The 19225-nt window shown below is 37.3% G+C and carries 14 protein-coding genes; 7 read left to right on the forward strand and 7 right to left on the reverse strand.

All coding sequences use genetic code 11. From position 1 onward, the window contains the following. Positions 1 to 539 (forward strand): IS256 family transposase (locus tag ACSLUO_RS12210; protein ID WP_448248820.1); only part of this gene is annotated, 539 nt, incomplete at its 5' end. 414 nt (positions 540 to 953) lie between these two features. Continuing rightward, entirely contained in the window at positions 954 to 1160 is a 207-nt protein-coding gene (locus ACSLUO_RS12215; protein ID WP_448248822.1) for a hypothetical protein, read from the forward strand. Positions 1161 to 1170: 10 nt separating this feature from the next. Here ACSLUO_RS12215 and ACSLUO_RS12220 read toward each other — a convergent pair whose 3' ends face one another. Then, a complete protein-coding gene (locus ACSLUO_RS12220; RefSeq protein ID WP_448248823.1) occupies positions 1171 to 2076 on the reverse strand; it encodes a GntR family transcriptional regulator in 906 nt (301 codons plus the stop codon). 392 nt (positions 2077 to 2468) lie between these two features. Here ACSLUO_RS12220 and ACSLUO_RS12225 point away from each other — a divergent pair, with 392 nt between their 5' ends. Next, positions 2469 to 2888, forward strand: coding sequence for a cytochrome b562 (locus ACSLUO_RS12225; RefSeq protein ID WP_448248825.1), 420 nt, complete (start codon positions 2469 to 2471; stop codon positions 2886 to 2888). Beyond that, complete coding sequence (locus tag ACSLUO_RS12230) at positions 2878 to 3405, forward strand: cytochrome b/b6 domain-containing protein (protein WP_448248826.1); 528 nt, start codon at positions 2878 to 2880, stop codon at positions 3403 to 3405. Before ACSLUO_RS12225 ends, ACSLUO_RS12230 begins: the two co-directional genes overlap by 11 nt. A 314-nt stretch (positions 3406 to 3719) precedes the next feature. On the opposite strand, the gene ACSLUO_RS12235 is transcribed toward ACSLUO_RS12230, so the two are convergent. The 5 genes from ACSLUO_RS12235 to uxaC form a co-directional block, all read right to left on the reverse strand. After that, positions 3720 to 5600: a DUF885 domain-containing protein gene (locus ACSLUO_RS12235; RefSeq protein ID WP_448248828.1), complete on the reverse strand. Its 1881-nt coding sequence runs from the start codon at positions 5598 to 5600 to the stop codon at positions 3720 to 3722. 120 nt (positions 5601 to 5720) lie between these two features. After that, positions 5721 to 5891 carry a hypothetical protein gene (locus ACSLUO_RS12240; RefSeq protein WP_448248830.1) on the reverse strand — a complete coding sequence of 57 codons (171 nt, stop codon included), beginning with the start codon at positions 5889 to 5891 and terminating at the stop codon, positions 5721 to 5723. Positions 5892 to 6230: 339 nt separating this feature from the next. After that, positions 6231 to 7763, reverse strand: a complete 1533-nt coding sequence (locus ACSLUO_RS12245) for an alpha-L-fucosidase (protein ID WP_448248831.1) — start codon at positions 7761 to 7763, stop codon at positions 6231 to 6233. A gap of 62 nt (positions 7764 to 7825) precedes the next feature. Continuing rightward, a complete protein-coding gene (locus tag ACSLUO_RS12250) occupies positions 7826 to 10606 on the reverse strand; it encodes a glycoside hydrolase family 2 TIM barrel-domain containing protein (RefSeq protein ID WP_448248832.1) in 2781 nt (926 codons plus the stop codon). 179 nt (positions 10607 to 10785) lie between these two features. Continuing rightward, the gene (gene uxaC, locus ACSLUO_RS12255; RefSeq protein ID WP_448248833.1) at positions 10786 to 12192 is read right to left on the reverse strand and encodes a glucuronate isomerase; all 1407 of its coding nucleotides are present in this window, start codon (positions 12190 to 12192) and stop codon (positions 10786 to 10788) included. Between the two features lie 326 nt (positions 12193 to 12518). Here uxaC and ACSLUO_RS12260 point away from each other — a divergent pair, with 326 nt between their 5' ends. The 3 genes from ACSLUO_RS12260 to ACSLUO_RS12270 all read left to right on the forward strand — a co-directional run bounded on the left by ACSLUO_RS12260 (position 12519) and on the right by ACSLUO_RS12270 (position 17113). Then, entirely contained in the window at positions 12519 to 13643 is a 1125-nt protein-coding gene (locus tag ACSLUO_RS12260; RefSeq protein WP_448248834.1) for a XylR family transcriptional regulator, read from the forward strand. Between the two features lie 230 nt (positions 13644 to 13873). After that, positions 13874 to 15142, forward strand: coding sequence for a glycoside hydrolase family 117 protein (locus tag ACSLUO_RS12265; RefSeq protein ID WP_448248835.1), 1269 nt, complete (start codon positions 13874 to 13876; stop codon positions 15140 to 15142). Positions 15143 to 15235: 93 nt separating this feature from the next. After that, on the forward strand, positions 15236 to 17113 hold the full coding sequence (locus ACSLUO_RS12270; protein ID WP_448248837.1) for a sulfatase-like hydrolase/transferase: 1878 nt from the start codon (positions 15236 to 15238) through the stop codon (positions 17111 to 17113). 176 nt (positions 17114 to 17289) lie between these two features. Here the strand turns inward: ACSLUO_RS12270 and ACSLUO_RS12275 are convergent, their stop codons facing one another. Further along, positions 17290 to 19011, reverse strand: coding sequence for a sensor domain-containing diguanylate cyclase (locus ACSLUO_RS12275; RefSeq protein ID WP_448248838.1), 1722 nt, complete (start codon positions 19009 to 19011; stop codon positions 17290 to 17292). Between the last annotated feature and the right edge of the window lie 214 nt (positions 19012 to 19225).

Here is a 19225-nt window from a genome sequence, read left to right on the forward strand (position 1 = left end):
AAGATATCCTCATCGCTTGTGTTGATGGGCTAAAAGGATTTCCTGATGCGATTAATACCGTTTACCCTGATACGCAAATTCAGCTCTGCATTGTCCATATGGTGCGTAATTCATTGAAGTTTGTGCCTTGGAAAGACTACAAAGCTATCACAGCCGATTTAAAACGTATTTACCAATCCGTCACTGAAGATGACGCTTTGTTGTCACTTGAGCAATTTGAACAGCGCTGGGATAGCAAATACCCCAACATATCGCGCTCGTGGCGTAATAACTGGCAAAACGTCAGTACGCTATTTAATTACCCTGAGGATATACGCAAAGCAATTTATACCACTAACGCCATTGAGTCACTGAACAGTGTTATTCGTAAAGCGATTAAAAAGCGTAAGTTATTTCCTCATGATGATTCAGCGAAGAAAGTAATCTATTTAGCGATTGAGCAAGCATCGAAAAAATGGACGATGCCGATAAGAAATTGGAAAACGGCCTTGAATCGATTTATGATTGAATTCGAAGACCGTTTGAAAGATGTTATTTAAACTTGGCAGTTACACAAAATGTGTTACAGGGTCCTGTAGTCAAAGTATAAACCCTTTTAGTTTTTCTCTTTCTGCATTTCCTTTGTTCTTTAAGTGTCCCAATTGCAGCGTAAGGTTGAAGCTAATAAGCTCCAAGCTATTTTGGATTAGTTTTTTCCTATATTTAATAGTGGTAGTTGTATCAATAATTTATATCCCTCTGATACGTGAGTATAATCTTAGCGTAATTGTTGCGGTATTAGGTTGGTTTTCTGTTTATTATAAGTTATCGTCTAAAGTGCTCCGCAGGGAAAATATTGCCCAGTACGAGTAATGTAATGCAATCAAACGGACTAAAAACAGTTGGTTTTTGCTCCTTCGTCGTTTATTTTAACGGCGTGATATTATTAATTAAACATGGAGTTTATTTCCAATATGGAAGTTAAAATATTCACAAAAATTCTAAGGCCTAAACGTGGTTTTTGGCCTACTTCTGATAAATCATCTGATTGTGGCCTTGAAGCCGAAGTAAATCTTTGGCTTGCATCTAAGCCAAATATTGAAGTTAAAAATATTACACAATCTCAAAGTGGTGGCTCATGGTTTCCATCAACAATAGCAATAAGTGTTTGGTATCAATAATAATAGTTTGTTATTTTTCTAAGCCATGAACACAGCGCAATAAAGTTGTTTCAGCAGACTGTAAATGTCTTTCTAAACTCATGATAGCACCAGCATTATTATGAGTAATTAAATTATTTAATAAATCTATATGCTCATTAATGGCGACAGTAAAACGTTCTAGCTCACCTGTTTTATCCCACTGATAGTGGTAATGGCAAACAAAAGAAACAATATCAAAAAATTGCTGGGTAAAACGATTCTTAGCACTTTCTAAGATAATTAAGTGTAAATCTCTATCTAGATCTGGAAATTCCATATATCGGTTTTCCATATCTTGACTGACTTCCTGATGTCTGACGAGTAAGTCTTTTAGTTTTTGCCAAACAGGGTCTTCTTTAGGGAGTTTTAATAATTCGGTGATCGCTCGCATTTCAACCATTTCTCGAAATGAGATTAATTCGCGGGCAAAGTCTTCATCAAATTTCACCATTTTCCATCGACCGCGTGGAATTTTTTCAATCAAACCATTGTTTGAAAACTTGATCAAAAATTCACGCACGGTAATTGTGGTACAACCTGAATTTTTAGCTAAGCTAAGCTCTGAAAATCTATCTCCCGGTAACAATTGCCCGGTATTAATTAAATTGAGAAAGTATTTTTCTACTTGAAGTTCTTTAGATGAATTTTTATCTTTAATATCAAAAAAGTCGTTTTCTTTTGGTTGACGTAATACTACCTTATTTGGGCCATCTCTTTTGACTATGCCTTGCTCAATAAGGTGATCTACACATGAACGTACCGTTGTTCTACTAATATTTAATAATTTGGTTAATTCTATGTCATTAGCCATTACGTTTTGACCATCGGGAAGGTTAGTAATAAGCGTAAGCATACGATTGATTGATTGTTTAAATAGATAGGTTTTATTACTCACATCAGTTTCCTTGACAGGGTGAATCTATTGTTAAGTTTCATTATTATGAGCACTTTATACGTAATTATACAAATTGTTCACCTAAAAGGCTCTACTTTAATTTGAATAAATGTTTTTTCAGCTTTGTTAATGCAGCAGTATTTGAAAAAGAGGAGGAGAACCCTTTTTGTAAAGTTGGTATGTAAATGAGCCGTTATGACAAAGAATAGTTAACTAGCTGCCACAATAATTTAGCTAAAAGGCTAAGAATATTTTATATGCTTGATGGTCGTGCTTAGGTAATATTTTTGTTACTAATAGATACAAAAAAACATGTTAAAAAGAATAGAAAAATTATTAAATCAGCCAAGAAATAAATATAATAAACTCAATCAATAATTAAGGACAAAGTTATGAAATATCTATCAAAATTTTTACCGTTAACCTTAATAGTAAGCACATTAATGTTTACTAATACTGCCTCTGCCGTAGTACCTGATGAAAACAGTGTTGTTTCAAAAAACTTTAAAGATATTGGTCGCTCTATGCGAGGTTTAGGTAAAGCTAAAAGCAGCCAAGACATTATCGAAGCGCTTGAAAAAATAAAAGTAATTGCTATTAAAAACCGTAAAGAAGTGCCAAGTTTTATGAAAGCCGGTACTAAAGAGTTTACTAAGTATCAAGATGGTGTTGACAGTTTTGTTGAAACTATTGATAAAACAATTGCAGCGGTTGATAAAGGTGAGATCACCAGCGGTAAACAAGCACAGAAAAAATTAGGTGCCGATAAGAAAAAATTTCACAAAGAATTTGATTTAGAAGATGACCATTAAAATTGATAAAACATCAAATTTATTAATTGGCTGGGACTGGCTAGTGCGTTTAACGCATTGGTCAGTAGCAGTACTATTCCTCACTAATTATTACCTTACTGAAAAAGGTTCAGAGAATCATGAATATGTCGGCTGGACTTTATTAGGGCTAATTGTTACCCGTTTATTATGGGGGGTAACATTAGCAGCAGGGCCTAATCGCTTAAGTGCTTTTGTGCCTAATGTTACATCGGTAAAGCAACATTTCTTAGAATTAAAAACACGTAAAGCAGAAAAAGGCGTGGGTCATAATCCTTTTGGCGCAATTGCTATCTATTTAATGTGGGCAGGACTAATTTCTTGTTCATTAACCGGTTGGGGCATGGATACTGATTGGGGCTTTGAAAACGATGTTGATCAATGGCATGAATTTGCAGTTGATTTTACCTTTGCTATTGTTTGTGTCCATGTTTCCGCAGTTACCTTAGTTTCTTTTTGGCTTAGAAAAAATTTAATTAAAGCCATGGTTGTTAATTAAATTAATCAGTCAAATAGAAGTGCTTGCAACGATTTAATCATCTCAGCAATATTGCTCTATACACAGTTCCACGGTCAGTCTGGAACATAGGGGCTGCTTAGATTTTCGTTTTTATCGTAACCGAAGTGCTTTGAGTGAGCAGTGTTAATTTATTCTTATCAAAGGCTCAGTCTATAAAAATAAGAGCTGAGAAGCTTATCTCTCAGCTCATAGTGTCTTGTTAATCTTATTATTAATAATATTGTTAAAATATTAGTTTGGGAGTGCTTACTTACTATGTAGGCTCATTTATTATTGGTTGTATTTATATGTCACTACAGTTTTGACTTAACCCAATTCTCAATGTTTGCACTTAATACTGCTAAATTAACCGCACCATGAATAAGAATTTGATCGTTAAACTCACGTAACGAAAACTTTTCTCCTAATTGCTTTTTAGCCATAGCACGCAGTTCCAGAATGCGAATTTGTCCTAGTTTGTAAGAGGTTGCTTGTCCGGGCCAAACGGCATAACGTTCAATTTCTCGTGTGGTTGAGGCCAAGCTTTCACCGGTATTCTTGTGCATCCAAGTAATGGCTTGTTCTCGGTTCCATTTTTTGTAATGCAAACCTGTATCGACTACTAAGCGAGCCGAACGAAATAACTCTGATTGTAACCGGCCAATATCACCATAAACATCATCGTCGTACATACCTAATTCTTTTGCGAGTAACTCTGCATATAAAGCCCAGCCTTCACCATAAGCGCTGAACCATAAGATATTACGGATCATTGGCATATCTGTAATTTCTTGTGCAATACTGGTTTGCAAGTGATGGCCAGGACTAGCTTCATGATAGGTTAACGTCGGCAATGAAAAACTTGGCCAGTCAGCGGTATCTTTTAAGTTAATCCAATATATGCCAGGACGAGTACCATCAAGGCTTGCTGTTGTGTAATAGCCACCCGGTGAGCTGTCTTGTTCATAAATAGAAATACGTCTAACTTCAACTTCAGCTTTTGGTAGCGTTATTAAAATGTTGGGCAACAGTGCTGCTATTTCCTGCATTTGGCTATTTAAGTCAGCTAATAATTTTTCTCGGCCAGCATCAGTATTAGGGTAAAGAAAAGACGGTTCTTTGGTCATGGCAATCAAACGTGTCATGACATCACCTTCGGTACGGCCAACTGATTTTAATAAGGCATCTATTTCAGCTTGTATACGTTTAACTTCACTCAGGCCAAGTTGGTGTACTTGCTCCGGTGTTTTATCTCCAGCACCGTAACTTTTTAATGCCAGTTCGTAGCGTTTATCACCATTTTTGAGTGCCCAAATACCCGCTTCTGTTTGCGCTTGAGGTAATAGTTCTTTCAGGGTGTTGGCAAGAGAAGCGTAGCCAGGATAAACTTTTTCTAAGATAATTTTAGCGGCTCTTTCTACATAGCTAGTACGTTCATTTTCCGTAATGTTAGTGACGGATGTTAATCGACTATTTAATACTAGCGCTAGCGGATGCTCTGTTGGTGAGGGCTTGGTCATATTCTCAATTGCATTGAGAGCGCCTTGTAATGCAAATTTTGGCGGTGTTACACCTTTGTTAGCATCAAATTGAATAAGCTCAGCATAGTCGCTTAAAGCTTGGCCTAATAATGTTAGCCGAGTTAAATAGTTTTCAACATCACTTTTGTTTGTTAATGGATGCTCGGTTTGTAATGCCCTTGGTAAATCAATATGCAGCCCTGATAACTGCGTGATCGAATAAGGGCTGAAGATAACTAAGGGATCAAAAGCGCCAAAAACATAAGGTTCAAATTGTGCGGTCATTGCCAGTGAACTGGCGACAATATCATAGGTTGTTGCCGCAGTGCCTTGGAGTTTTGAACGATCAATTTTGGCTAAATCGGCGGCCATAGCGGCACGTAAGGCTTTGGTTTTAGTGATCCTATTGACAGAAAAATCACCAAGTTGGTTATTAAACGTCATGCCAACATATGCTTCGGATACCCCTAAACTGGTTGCTAATGTTGGCGAAAGTTGCAATAGCGACTGGGTATGTTTGTCCATCAATGTTAAGAAATCAGATGATGCTTGGTTTTGTTGCGCTTGCTGTAAAACTTCTGGTTGTTGAGCACTCGTTGGCGTTGAATCATTGTTGTTACAAGCGAATAGCATCGTTGCTGTTGTGATACTAAGCAAACTAGTTAATAAGCGCATATTGCCTTCCATTGGATAAAATTATTGAGAGCCTAAGATAATAAATATTAAGTAAAGTATATAGGGAAAATTTTCACTTAATTTAGCAAACAAGTTAAGCAAAGGCTGTTGAATGTTTTGTTAATCGTTTGTTTTAATGGTTATTTCAAGTTCTTTCTTGTCGCCGGCAAACCACTTTTGGACATAAATAGAGCCTAATACAGGGGGCATGCCGTTTTCTGGTATTTCTTTGTAGCGGATACTATTTTTATTGTGTTTCTCTAATTCAAATTTAATTACTTTTTCAGCCATGGTTTTTTGTTGATCAGTATTTAAGGTATTGAGCAGTATATTCGAAAATGACCAGTAATATAGCGTAAATTAATAAATAGTAAGACGGTGCCTGCGAATAATGGAAAATAGGGTGATTTCACTAGCTCTCACAAACATTGATGAGTGTTCGAAAAATCGTGCAAATAGTAGAATATAAGGGAGGGGTATCTGTTGATAATACTCAATCTCTGCCAAAAATTAGTTAATACGCTAAAGGCCTTGTCTTAGGAGAATAATAACAAAGCTTTTAGCATCTATTTGTATCGCTATCTTCTGTCAGCCAGTGGTTACAACACTATGTTTGTTGATAAATGAGCTTTATTCTAACGACAGTTTAAAAACATTGGCAATGTCATTTAAACCAGTGTTGGGAACAACAAAATTGAAACTGTAGGTATCGTCTAACCAAGTTAATTGTTCACCTGTGCTTAATAAACTGACACTTTTCACAGCACTACGAGGAGTGTAACGGTGCCGGCCTAATGCTTTAATTTTAATGGTTTGCCCTGGAGTCGGTTTTCCTAGCAGAAATAAGTACATTGATTTGCCGTCTTTGGCTACGGTAAAGCGTACATCTTTTGAGGTATAGGCTATTTTAGCTGATTGTCCGTCGTGGCTGCTGGCGTCACTATGCGCCGGTCCATATCCATAAGTGTCAAAAGGGCGAGTATGGTAAACCGCTTCGCCATGTTGAGCTAACCAATCACCAATTGTTTTTAATGTTGAACGCTGTGCTTGATTGATCACACCATCGGCGCGGGGTGATACATTTAATAACACGATGCCATTTTTGCTCCAAACATCTATCATATTACGAATAACTAAGTCTGCGGGTTTATATTTTTCGCCTTCAACGTATGACCAGCGGCTATCCCCAAGAGTAATGTCGGTCATCCAAGGTAAAGGATGGAGATCACGTCGTCCACCTTGTTCAAAATCTAACACACTTAGCGCCAGAGGCATGTCATTATGCTTATGTACTGTAACGACTTCTTGCCCTGTTTTTTCGGCATGATTAAAATAATGGGCGGCCATTTTTTGTCGATAAATTTCAGGTAGCATATTTAGCCAAGAATCGAACCAAATAATATCAGGCGAATATTGGTCGACAACTTCATTTACTTGCGCCAGCCAATATTGGTTGAATTGTTCTATCGTGTCGAAATTGCCAAATAATTTCCGTAATTTTGGATCGGTTGTTGTGGTTGGTGAACCTTCATAAAATGGGTAATGACTGTTAAAGTCTTTCAATCCTTTGGCTAGCGGTGTTTTATTTCGTTGCCCATTTCTAGCGTGATGAAAAGTGGCAATGGTTTTAATATTTTCTTGCTTTAAGGCATTGAATAACTCTCCCAAAATATCACGTTTAGGCCCCATTTCTTGAGCATTCCATGGATTGATCTTACTGTTCCACATGGCAAAGCCGTCATGATGTTGAGCGACAGGGCCCGCAAATTTTGCGCCTGAATTTTTGAATAGACTCGCCCATTCAACGGGATCAAATTGTTCCGCTTTAAACATAGGAATAAAATCTTGGTAGCCAAACTCTGCAACTGCACCATAAGTTTGTTCATGATGTTTGTGAACAGGATGACCTTTCCGGTACATATTACTTGGATACCAAGCGCTTCCAAAAGCAGGAACACTATAAGGTCCCCAATGAAAGTAAATACCTAATTTAGCATCTTGAAACCATTCTGGTGCGGCTTCGTGTTTAGCCAAAGATTGCCAATTATCTTGAAATGTAGGGGTGGGTTGTTCAATGGTGTTACTACAGCCCCCCATTAAATAGAGCAAGCTTGATGTTATAAAAAAATTCCGTAATGTATTGTAAATATTATTATTTTTCATATTATCTATTCACCGAGGAAAAGTAGAGAGTTAACACAAATTTAGTATTAACTCTCTGAGCATTAGTTGTTTAGTTGAAAAGTGATGTGACCCGAAATTTTTCCTTTAATTTGTTTAGGTTGTCCTTGTGGGCCAGATTCTTCAGCAAACATAAATTTAGTACCGATCCCTGGAAGTTTATGGAAAATATGTAATCCACCAGCTTCAGGGTAGTTCCAAACAGCATGAATGGGGGATTCATGTTCTCGGTTAAGTTTTTTCGGATGCACTTGTTCTACTGGTATGGTATTGCTAGGGCGTAATACACCGATAAAGTTATTATCATGTGGCTGTATAAGTATGCTTGACTGGTTGTTTAGTTTAAGATTTAACCATTCTATGCCACTAAATATCCCTTTAAATTCAGGTGTTCCCCATTGGTTTATACCCGTGATTTTATCGTTAAATTCATTTTCCCAAAGACCAAATTCAGCGCCTTTTAAACGATTTGCCCAAACACGATAAGGACCATGCCCTAGCCACGTTTTCGCTTTTACGGTGTGCTCTGGTAAGTTAAAGCCAACGGCCAAATACATCAACGGCTGTGTAATTTCGGCAAACTGATAGTCAAGTGTTACCGTACCATTAGGCTTGATTGTCCATTGCACGAACTCCTTATCATCGTTTACTGCTAGAATAATATAGTGATTTTTTAACGTGTAAGCTTCTGTTTTCCAAGTTTTTTTGTTCAACGAAAGTTTTTCGTTGGCGGTGGCAGCATATAATAAGGGACCGCTGTTCAAACCAGAATTAACACCATTAATACTACTGCTAATTAATTGGCCTGTGTTTTCAGAAAAGTGCCATATTTGATCTGCCACTTTAACTTTGAACGGGTCGCCATTTACTAATTCAATTTTTTGTTGAGTATCGACAAATACTTGGCGTGGTTTATTAATCTCAAACGACCATGTCATAACCTCGCGGCCGTGAGGATCAAATCCTGTTAGTTCTAGGGCATCAGCTTGTAGCCAGTTATTTGGCAAGTTTAGTGCTAGTTCACCAGATTGCCCAGGAGTAATATTGGCACCTTTTAACTTGCCATTGGCTATTTCGGTAATCTGAATGTTGGTATCAAGCGGACGAGAGAATTTAACTAAACGCCATCTAAATTGGCAGTCATTTAGATGTGTGTCGTAGTAATCATTTTGTACAGTTAATTTTCCCGTAAAATCTTTGTTAAGTTGTGTTTGTTTAATTTGTATTGGAGACCATATATGGCGTACCGTATAAAAACTTGCTTCTTTTTCACCATTTGGTCCTACGATACCGTCTGACGATTTATTGCCATGTGTATCGAGTATGCCATCCATATCTGTGCGTGAAATCGCCGCATCAGCCCAACACCATAAAACACCGCCAGCACTGGTTGGAGATTTTAGCATCGCGTCCCAATAGTCTTGTAAGCCAGCACCGTGACCACCATCGTATAAACCGTGTAAAAATTCTGTAGGTAAATAGACTGTTTGGGCGGCAAGCTTTTCTAAAAGCTCGGCATATTCAGGGTAATGGAAGGTTTCTATATCTTCAAAATTAGTCCAAGGGTGAATAACTGGGCGATCTTGTAAATCATATAAATGATAGACATCGTCAATTTCAAGATTAAAGCCAGATTCATTACCATTTGCCCATAATATAACGGATGGATGATTTTGATATTTGGTTACTAATTCATAGGCGATATTGCGTGCAATTGGCGTATCAATCCAGGGATCATGCCAGTTAGTTAATTCAGTAATTACCAATAAACCTAATTCGTCACACGCTTCCATAAATTCTGTGGTTGGTGGTAAATGTGAACGCACTAAGTTCATGTTTGCTGATTTTATTGCTTCTGCATCTTTCCATGCTTTTTCACGATCAATAGCGCGACCGGTATATGGGTCAAAGACATTGCGATTAACACCTTTTATCATTAGCTTTTTACCATTTAAATAAAAGCCATCTTGTGGTTTTAATTCAAAGGTACGAAAACCAAACTTTTGATTATATTGAGAAATTGTTTGGCCTTTTTTACGTAATTCTACTTGTACTTGATATAAGTTTGGGTATTCAGGTGACCATATTTTATGGCCACTAACTTTGGTATTAAAGCGGACACGGCCGCTGCCATGCAACATTCGTTGAGACATTGGCTGGCCTATTTTTTTACCGTCTAAGCTAAATATTTGAGCGTATACTTCGTCAACATATATCGGTGGGGTTTTCTTAAATTTGGTTATATAGTTTAACTGTGGAAACACGTCTAAAGCTAATGAACCATCGGCTTTTGCATCAATAGCGACTCTGTTGATAAAGCTTTTATTTTGAATTTCTAAATAGACAGGGCGATAAATACCACCAAGTACCCAATAGTCGGCCTTGCGCTCAGCTTGATCTAAACTATCGTTACTTGGTTTTTTAGCAACAACCACGGTTAGTTCATTATCGCTGTTATATTTTAATGCTTTTGTTTTGGTTAAATCATGTCGAAAAGGTACATATCCGCCTAAATTAGGTACCCCCAACTTTTCTCCGTTTAAGTAAACTGTTGTTTCGGTCATTGAACCTTCAAAAATAATACGAACATGTTTGTTTTTCCAGGCTTCGGGCGCGAAAAAAGTGGTTTTGTATGTCCCTATTTCGTCGTGTTTTTCTTCAGGTAAGTCATGGCCATAATTATAATTGCCAAAGCCATGCTGTTCCCAGTTTGAAGGGACGGGGATATTACTCCATTTGCCGCATTTTCGGCCTTTATCACAGATGAACTGCCAGTTTACAGCATCACTTACGCCTTTGCCTGAGAGGTAAACTCGTTCAGCCATTTTCCCCGTGTTAGCTGCCTTTACGCTAGTTACACTTAAACAAAGACTTATTAGTGTAAGCAAAATCATTAAATATTTCATAGTGCTTCTTCTTTTTGCTAGTTAAGTTTAGTAATTATTAATTTCTATGTGACAAGTCATAAAACTAAACAGGATTATTTAGCCATATATCAAGGCCGCTATAAGTTAAAACCAAAATACTGTTTGGCATTGTGGTAACAGATGTTTTCGATCATCTCACCCACTAATCGGTAATCAGTTGGAATTAGCCCTTTTTTCATATCATTTCCTAAAATATTACACAGTACTCGGCGAAAGTATTCGTGACGGGTAAAACTTAAAAATGATCGGCTATCGGTTAACATGCCAACAAAACGGCCAAGGCTGCCTAACTGAGATAAGGCTTCGATATGTTTTTCAATGCCGTCTTTTTGATCTAAAAACCACCAGCCTGAGCCAAATTGCAATTTACTTGCGCAACTCCCGTCTTGAAAGTTACCTATCATAGTCGCAATGACTTCGTTATCTCGCGGATTTAAATTATAAATAATCGTTTTAGGTAGTTCGTTGTGACTATCTAAGGTATCCAGATATTTAGCGAGTTTTTCCGCCTGACTATAATCACCGATGGAATCAAACCCTGTATCCGGACCGAGTGTTTTTAGCATTCTAGAGTTGTTATTTCTCATGGCGCCTAAATGAAGCTGTTTTGTCCAACCTTTTTCAGCATCCATACGACCAAATTCTAATAACAATGCTGTTTGCAATTGTTCAATTTCAGTTGGGCTTAAAGCACAACCTGATCTAATTTTATTAAATATTTGATCGATGGTTTGCTCAGTTGCCGGTAAAAACCTACATGCGGTTAAGCCGTGATCAGAAATCCTACAACCGTGTGAATGAAAATAGTCATGTCGTTTTCGTAATGCAGTTACTAAGCTTGAATAACTGTTAATATCAATATCAGCAACTTGGGATAACCTATCAAGATAGCCGTTATAGTTAGCAACACTTTCTACCGCCATGGCTTTATCAGGTCGCCAAGTAGGCAGCATTTTTACTTGAAAATTTTCATTGGCAACGGCCTGGTGTGCTGATAAAGAGTCGGTTGGATCATCTGTTGTACAAATGAGTTTTACGTTACTGGCAATCAGTAATTGTCGGGCGTTTACACCATTTGCAAAAACATCGAGTGAGCGTTGCCATATAGCATCAGCAGTTTGGCTATTTAATAAACAGTCATCAATACCAAAATATCTCGCGAGTTCTAAATGACTCCAGTGATACAGGGGATTTTTAAGTATATAAGGCATAATGCTAGCAAATTGGTCAAACTTTGCTTTATCACTTGCATCACCAGTGCAATAGACTTCATCTATACCGTTAGTGCGCATTTGCCGCCATTTATAATGATCGCCATTTAGCCAAACTTGCGATAAGTTTTGCCATTGCTTATTTTCTGCAACTTCTTGTGGCGGCAAGTGGCTATGATAATCAATGATCGGCATATCTACCGCATAATCATGGTAAAGCTTGCTCGCTTGTGTTGATTCAAGTAAAAAATTTTCGTGTATAAACTTAGTCATCTTTTATTTGTTTATTGTTAACTATGTTGTATTTATCTTAAGTTAATAAAATAGATTTGTAAATAAATGCTTATTTTTATTTTTATTGCATATATGCGCAGTTTTATTTGTGTTTTTATAGAAAATTTGTTAAAAAAGTCATAAATACGACATTTTTCATTCGTTTTATCTGACATTGAATCAGGATAAATGTAGTAAAATTAGATTCTTATTGAAGGTAAAGTTTTCGAGACTTTTATTATACATACTGTATTATTGCGCAGTGGTCTTGAGCCAAAACCACTAAAATACTGAATTTTAATCAACCAACTTGCATAAATGCGTAAATGAAAGAACCAAAAAAAATCTTAATGCTGTTAGGGAATTACCATACTTCGACTCATCGAGGTATCGCTCGTGCATCGAGAGATTTAGGTTGGCACTTAAATGTGAGTATGTTGAGCCCATTTCAAATACCTAATCGGTGGCAAGGCGATGGTATTATTTGCTCTTTAAATAGTAACGAAGCCTTAGAAAACTTTGTTGTTAATGCCCAGCTTCCTTGTGTTGATTTGTCGATATGGCGATCAGATATCGCAATGCCTAGAATATCTGGAGATAATCAATATATTGGCCGCTTGGCGGCTGTTCATTTCTGTGAAAATGGTCATCAATCGTTTGGTTGGTTTTGTCATCAACAAAATCCAGTAGCTGATGCTAGATTACTTAGTTTTGAAACCGAGCTTATCGCCCGAGGACTTCGCGTACCGGAAAAATTAGTGGGGCAAGCAACACAAAATTATCAAGAAATAGAGGCGTGGTTACATAAATTAGATAAGCCATGTGCAATTTTTGCATTTAATGACAATGATGCCGCTTGGTTACTTAATACTTGTTTATCTGCCGGTTATAACGTTCCAGAAGATTTTTCTATTATTGGGGTTGATAATAATCAATTAATTTGTGACCACATGCCTGTACCTTTGTCGAGCATTAACCATGATCATGAACGCATTGGTTACGAAGGCGCGTTGCTATTAAATCGGATAATAAATGGTGAAGATATTAACTCTGACGTTAGGTATATTCGGCCACGAGGCATAACTACTCGCGCGAGTAGTGATAATTTAGCTGCGCGCGATATTGTGATTAAAAACGCTTTGCAATACTTACAAGCTAATTTAACCAAAGACATCGGCACTCAAGATGCTGCTGATTTTTTAGGGATCTCGCGGCGAAATTTAGAGCATAGATTTAAAAAGCACCTAAACACTTCGGTGCATAAGAAGTTGTTAGAGTTTAGGTTAAAAAATGCTGAAAACTTATTACGGGAAACGGATAAAAAAGTAGAAGATATAGCTGTATCTTCCGGTTTTTGCCATGGTCCGCATTTGTGTCGAATTTTCAAAACAGCATACGGCCAGCCACCGCTGAGTTATCGTAAAAACTACCAAATTAAAACAAACAAATAGTTGTTTAGTTTGTTATAAATAATTCCTAGTCATGAGCATTTGTGACTAATTTCATTTCTTTAATTTTCATATATTTTGAATTTTTAGCCATTCATATTCGCGATGATTGTATATTAAATGCATAATTTTTGTTGATTGTTTACAAAATGTGATGTAGTTTTATTGGATATTTTACTCAAATATGCAGTAAATTAGATTAAATGCATATTATTACGTTGAAGGTGTCTATTATGATATTGAAATATATGTGCGTGGCGCTTAGCTGTGTTTGTTATATCACGGGCTGTGCAGAACCAATTAATGCTACCGATACGGCATTTCCTTATGATTTACCAAAAACAAAACCCGATCGCCCATTAAGCACGGCAGTTGCCAGAAATTACGATAACTACCTTGCTCCTCGGCAAGAGGAAAATGAACTATATTCATTGTTTAAATATACCCCTTTAAAAGGCTTTGATTACAATGGCGGCGACGGTACTGTTTCACGTCGTGATCCTTCAAAAATTATCAAAGAAAATGATCTTTATTATATTTGGTATACAAAACGGGAGACTAAAGAAAAGCCCGTAGGTATTAGTAATGCACATTTAGCAACGGATGAAATTCCATCAACAGATTGGGATTTAGCTGAAATTTGGTATGCCACTTCGAAAGATGGTTTTACTTGGCAAGAGCAGGGGGTGGCAATTGAACGCCCAGAAAAACCTAAAGTTGGTTGGCGCTCTGTTGCTACACCTGATATTTTAAAGTGGCAAGGAAAATTCTACCTATATTATCAAGGATTTATGGCCCCTAGTGGGTTAAATGATAATGATTGTCCTGTAGCGGTATCTGTTGCTAATTCCCCAAATGGACCTTGGCAAGCCATCAATGAAGTGATTATTCCTAATGGGAAAAAAGGGGAGTGGGATCAAAATTCAATACACGACCCTTATCCTCTAGTTCACGATGGAAAAATATATTTATATTATAAAGCCGATTTTGATCGCATTCGTGGTAGTAAAGATCGACCGCAAGCCGTAAGAATGCAAGGTCTAGCAATTGCCGATAATCCGTTAGGTCCGTTTACTAAACATCCGCTTAATCCTGTTCTAAATTCTGGTCATGAAACAGCATTATTTCCATTTAAAGAAGGGGTTGCCGCTTTAATTATTCGTGATGGTAACGAACGAAGCACCATTCAGTACGCTCAAGATTGGGTAAATTTTGATATCGCATCGGTTGCAGAGTTAATGCCAAATGCAGCAGGTTTATACGTACCTGATGCTTTTACCGATACTAAATATGGCGAAGGGGTCACTTGGGGTTTATCACATTTTACGGTAGTAAATGGTTGGGATAAAAATCATTCGGTATTAACACGCTTTGATACAGATCTTAGTTTGAAAGTGCATGATCCAGAAATGAAACGGCATAATAACCATTACAGCCCTGAGCACCATTATAAGTTTGGTTTATCGAAGAAACAAAAAGAACGCATTTTAAAAGATAATTAACAGTAAAAACAGTCAGTTATTAGCCGGTGATATTGGGTTTGTTGGCTAATTTTCATCAAATAATAGCAACTAACCTAAGAGGTGGAGATAGACTTGAAAACAACAAAATTAAAATGGCTAAGTTTTTTAGCTGCGGCTTCATTAAGTCAGGCATATAGCGTGCAGGCAGAACAACCGAACATACTGTGGATTATTACCGATGATCATCGGCCAGATTCAATACAAGCATTTAATCGAGCGACGACAGGTAAAAGTGAAAGTAGTTTAGGTTTTGTATCATCGCCAAATATTGATAAGTTAGCCAGTGAAGGTGTGTTATTTACCCAGGCGTATAATCAATCACCAGCGTGTGGCCCGTCACGTACATCAATGCACTTGGGGCGTTACCCATTTAGAAGTGGAAAATATGCGTGGGAAAATGTTCATCAAGAAGCTGATTTTGCAACCCCAGCCGTTTCACAAAGTTTAGCTCAGGCGGGTTATAGTACGGCCATTATCGGTAAAACTCACCATGGGATCAGCGAAAAATTTAAAGGTAAAAGTACGATTTTTGATTTAGAAATTGAATTTAATCGTGACCTATATCGCCAAGGTTTTGGTGGCTTTTTCCAAACTGGTGCGTATGGTTTAATCGATGGCTTGTTATTACGCCGCGACAGTACTGAAACCGTATATTACCCTGATGGCCGTAAAAAAACTTATGTTTTATCAAAGCAGCACCGCGAATTAACTGCACAAGAACAATCCGTTGTTGATGAAGTGGAAAGCGAATTTGATATCTTAAGAGCGTATACGAGGATAAATAAAGGGTTGATTTTAGGGGGGGTAAACCCACAACCTGCCGATAAAGCTGTTGATGCCCGTATAGTAGATGAATACAGCCAATATTTACAAAATTTTGGTAAGGGCTATCAAACTTTAGCGGGTAGAAAAGTACAAGGTGGCGATAAAGATAAACCTGTATTTGTGAATTTAGGTTTCCATTTACCGCATTCGCCAGTGATGCCGCCAGAAGAATTTCGTGAAAAATTTGAAAATAAAACTTATACGTTACCTGCTTTTGACAGTGATGAACTGGCCACGTTTACGCCTCAACAAATGCAGATTTATAACGAGTCTAAAAGTGATACCATGAAGGCTGAAGATAAGCAGCAAGCTATTCGTGATTATTATGCTTTCACCGCTTATGGCGATGCCTTAATAGGTAAAGCTGTAGAAGAGTTTAAGGCTTTTTCGAAAAAGCAAGGGCGTGAATATTTAATTGTTTTTACCGTGGGTGATCATGGTTGGCATTTAGGTGAACAAGGCATTATGGCTAAATTTGGCTCGTGGAAGCAATCGCTTAATGGTGCCGTAATTGTGGTTTCTTCAGATAAAAAGACATTTCCTGCTGGAAAAGTGGTTGATAGCTTTGTCGAATATGTTGATTTTACACCAACCTTGATGAAGGCAGCCAATATTGATGTTACTGATAAACAATTTGATTATTTAGACGGGGTTGATTTACAAACCGTTGCCAGTAACAACCATGTTGAACGCGACTATATTCTTGGTGAAATGAATTTGGTTTCTGGCCATCGTGCTTATTTACGCACCAAAGATTTTGCCTTTTCGATGCGAACTCGTGATCGACGTACAGTCGCTAAAACGCCTCTATTAAATGACAATATCACTTGGGCATTAACTGCTGAGCCGCTAAAAGTGGATTTGGCGTTGTATGATTTGCGCAATGACCCGCTAGAGCGAAATAACGTGGCCTATACAATACAGTATTTACCATTAGCCAATTGGTTTAGACAAAAATTAGGTAATATTGTTTTAGGTGATGGCCGTGTTGAAATGGATTGGTCGACGGTAAATAGCTATAATATTAGCAACTTTGGCGCAGGATCGGATGATAAAAAAATATCTATCCCGGTTGATTTATTGCCTTCTAAAGATGTGAAAAACTTACAACGTCCAAATTATTAAGTTTCAGAGAGTTAAATTAAAAGGAGCAAATAATTATGCTCCTTTTTTATTCAGTGTTTGAACTTTGACAAGTCGCTAGTAATATTTGCTTAAGTAATGACAGCTGTCATCACTCAGCTCCATCAACACCGCTAAGCGTTCACTTTCTTATACGGATTGGTATTAAACGCACTATTTCATATGACGTCAGTTATAAGTTCATCCATAGCAACCACTTGATTCCGTCCGTTTTTCTTAGCCTGATATAAGGATTTATCTGCCAATTTTATTAATTCGTCAAAACTAATTTCACTGGGTAAACTACTCGCCACACCAACGCTAATTGTGACTTTGGTAACATCATTGACTTTATTGTTATCAAAATAGCGCTGTAACTTTTCTGCTAAAAGTTTTGCTTGCACAATGTCCGTATCCGGTAAAAAGACAAGAAATTCCTCGCCTCCCCAACGCAGAATAATGTCTGACATTCGTAAGCGACGTTTAAGTGTTTGAGCGACATCCTTTAATACATCATCACCAATGATGTGGCCAAATTTATCATTAATACGTTTAAACCAGTCCAAATCGACTAACATAATTGACATCGAGGTTTGTTGTCGTTCACCCAAGTTCCAGATAGGGTAGACAAGTTCAGTTAAAGCACGGCGATTATACAAATTTGTGAGTGGATCAATTCTGGCATAATGCTCCGCCGTTAATCGTGCGTCATACGCCGCTTTAAAGTTGAATCCAAACGATATTGACAATAATGACATTTCTAAAAGCATGCCTACTTCAATACCTCTAAATGCCCATTGTGTGTATGGAAAAACGCCCCACGTTGTTAGGCTGGAAATGGTTGCGCCACATGTTCCTATTAGAACAGCGGGTACAAAAAATTTGGCTAAACGATTGCCATTTTTAAGTGAATAATAACCAATTGTTAACATCCAAACTGACATGGTTGTTAGGATCATAAGTTGTGCCATGACAGCAAATGAGCGGCTGCCAACGACTATAATAATGCACCCTAAAGTAGCTAATCCGCCATAAATGAATCGTCGGTATGAATATAGCCGTGGTAAATATTTTTTAGCCTGCAAATATTCAATGGTAAATAATACCCCTGAAAATAGATAAACAAACATCAGTGAAGGCATAAGGTATTGTTGCAATAATACCTTATCAGGCCAAAGTAACCAGAAACCATGCCCCGTGTAAGTGAAGTTGAAGACAGTAAATGAAAATAAATAGAACGAATAAAGCGCGTACCTTAGTTCTTTAGAATATAAATACAGTGCTAAGTTATAGATGAGTAGAATGATTAATGCACCATATAAGGCACCATAAAAATAGGAGTTTTCTTGTTCAAATTTGTCAACGCTTTGTTCATTACCAAGATAAACCGGGAAGGTCATAGGATCATCTGATTTCATACGTAATACGACATAGGTGAGGCCAGGCTTAAATGTAAAAGCAACTGATGGCATACGTTTTTGACGTTCTCGGCTAAGAAAAGAAGAGGTATCACCAAGTTTTACGTTTTTACTCAAAACATTCTGCTCATAAAAGAAAACGTCTAATTCATCTAGCCATGCGTTATCAATTTTAAGTATTGATTTTTTTTGGTTTTCTGTCGTATTGCTCACCGGCAATACTGCCCAGATTATACTTTTGGTGAAACCAAAGCTGACCTGACGATCAACATTTTTAATAAACTTACCCAAGTGAAATTGAGTTAACACCTCGTCAAGTTCTAAGCTATGATCATGGTCGTTAAAGATAAAAAGATCTGAATTGACGAGTTCAATCTGTGCATTTTCAGGCACTGATTTAGCAACAGCAAGGTTGGAAAATACGACAAGAAGCACTAGCCATATTTTATGAAGTAATTGATAAGTGCTTGTCGATGTATTCACGTTTTTATTTAGTTTTAACTTGTAGAAAGTCAGCTTAACAAAAAATTAGCTTAATGTGTTATTTAGCTTAATTATCTATCCTGCCATATCAGCTTCAGTCTAACTGCAAAATATACTTTAACCAACTAAAGCACGTTAATTTGCCACGCAACTTAACTCGGGCACACAACTAGAACAGTGGTAACTTATTATCATTGGAAGCCGAATTTTGATG

The organism is Thalassotalea agariperforans, from assembly GCF_053470345.1.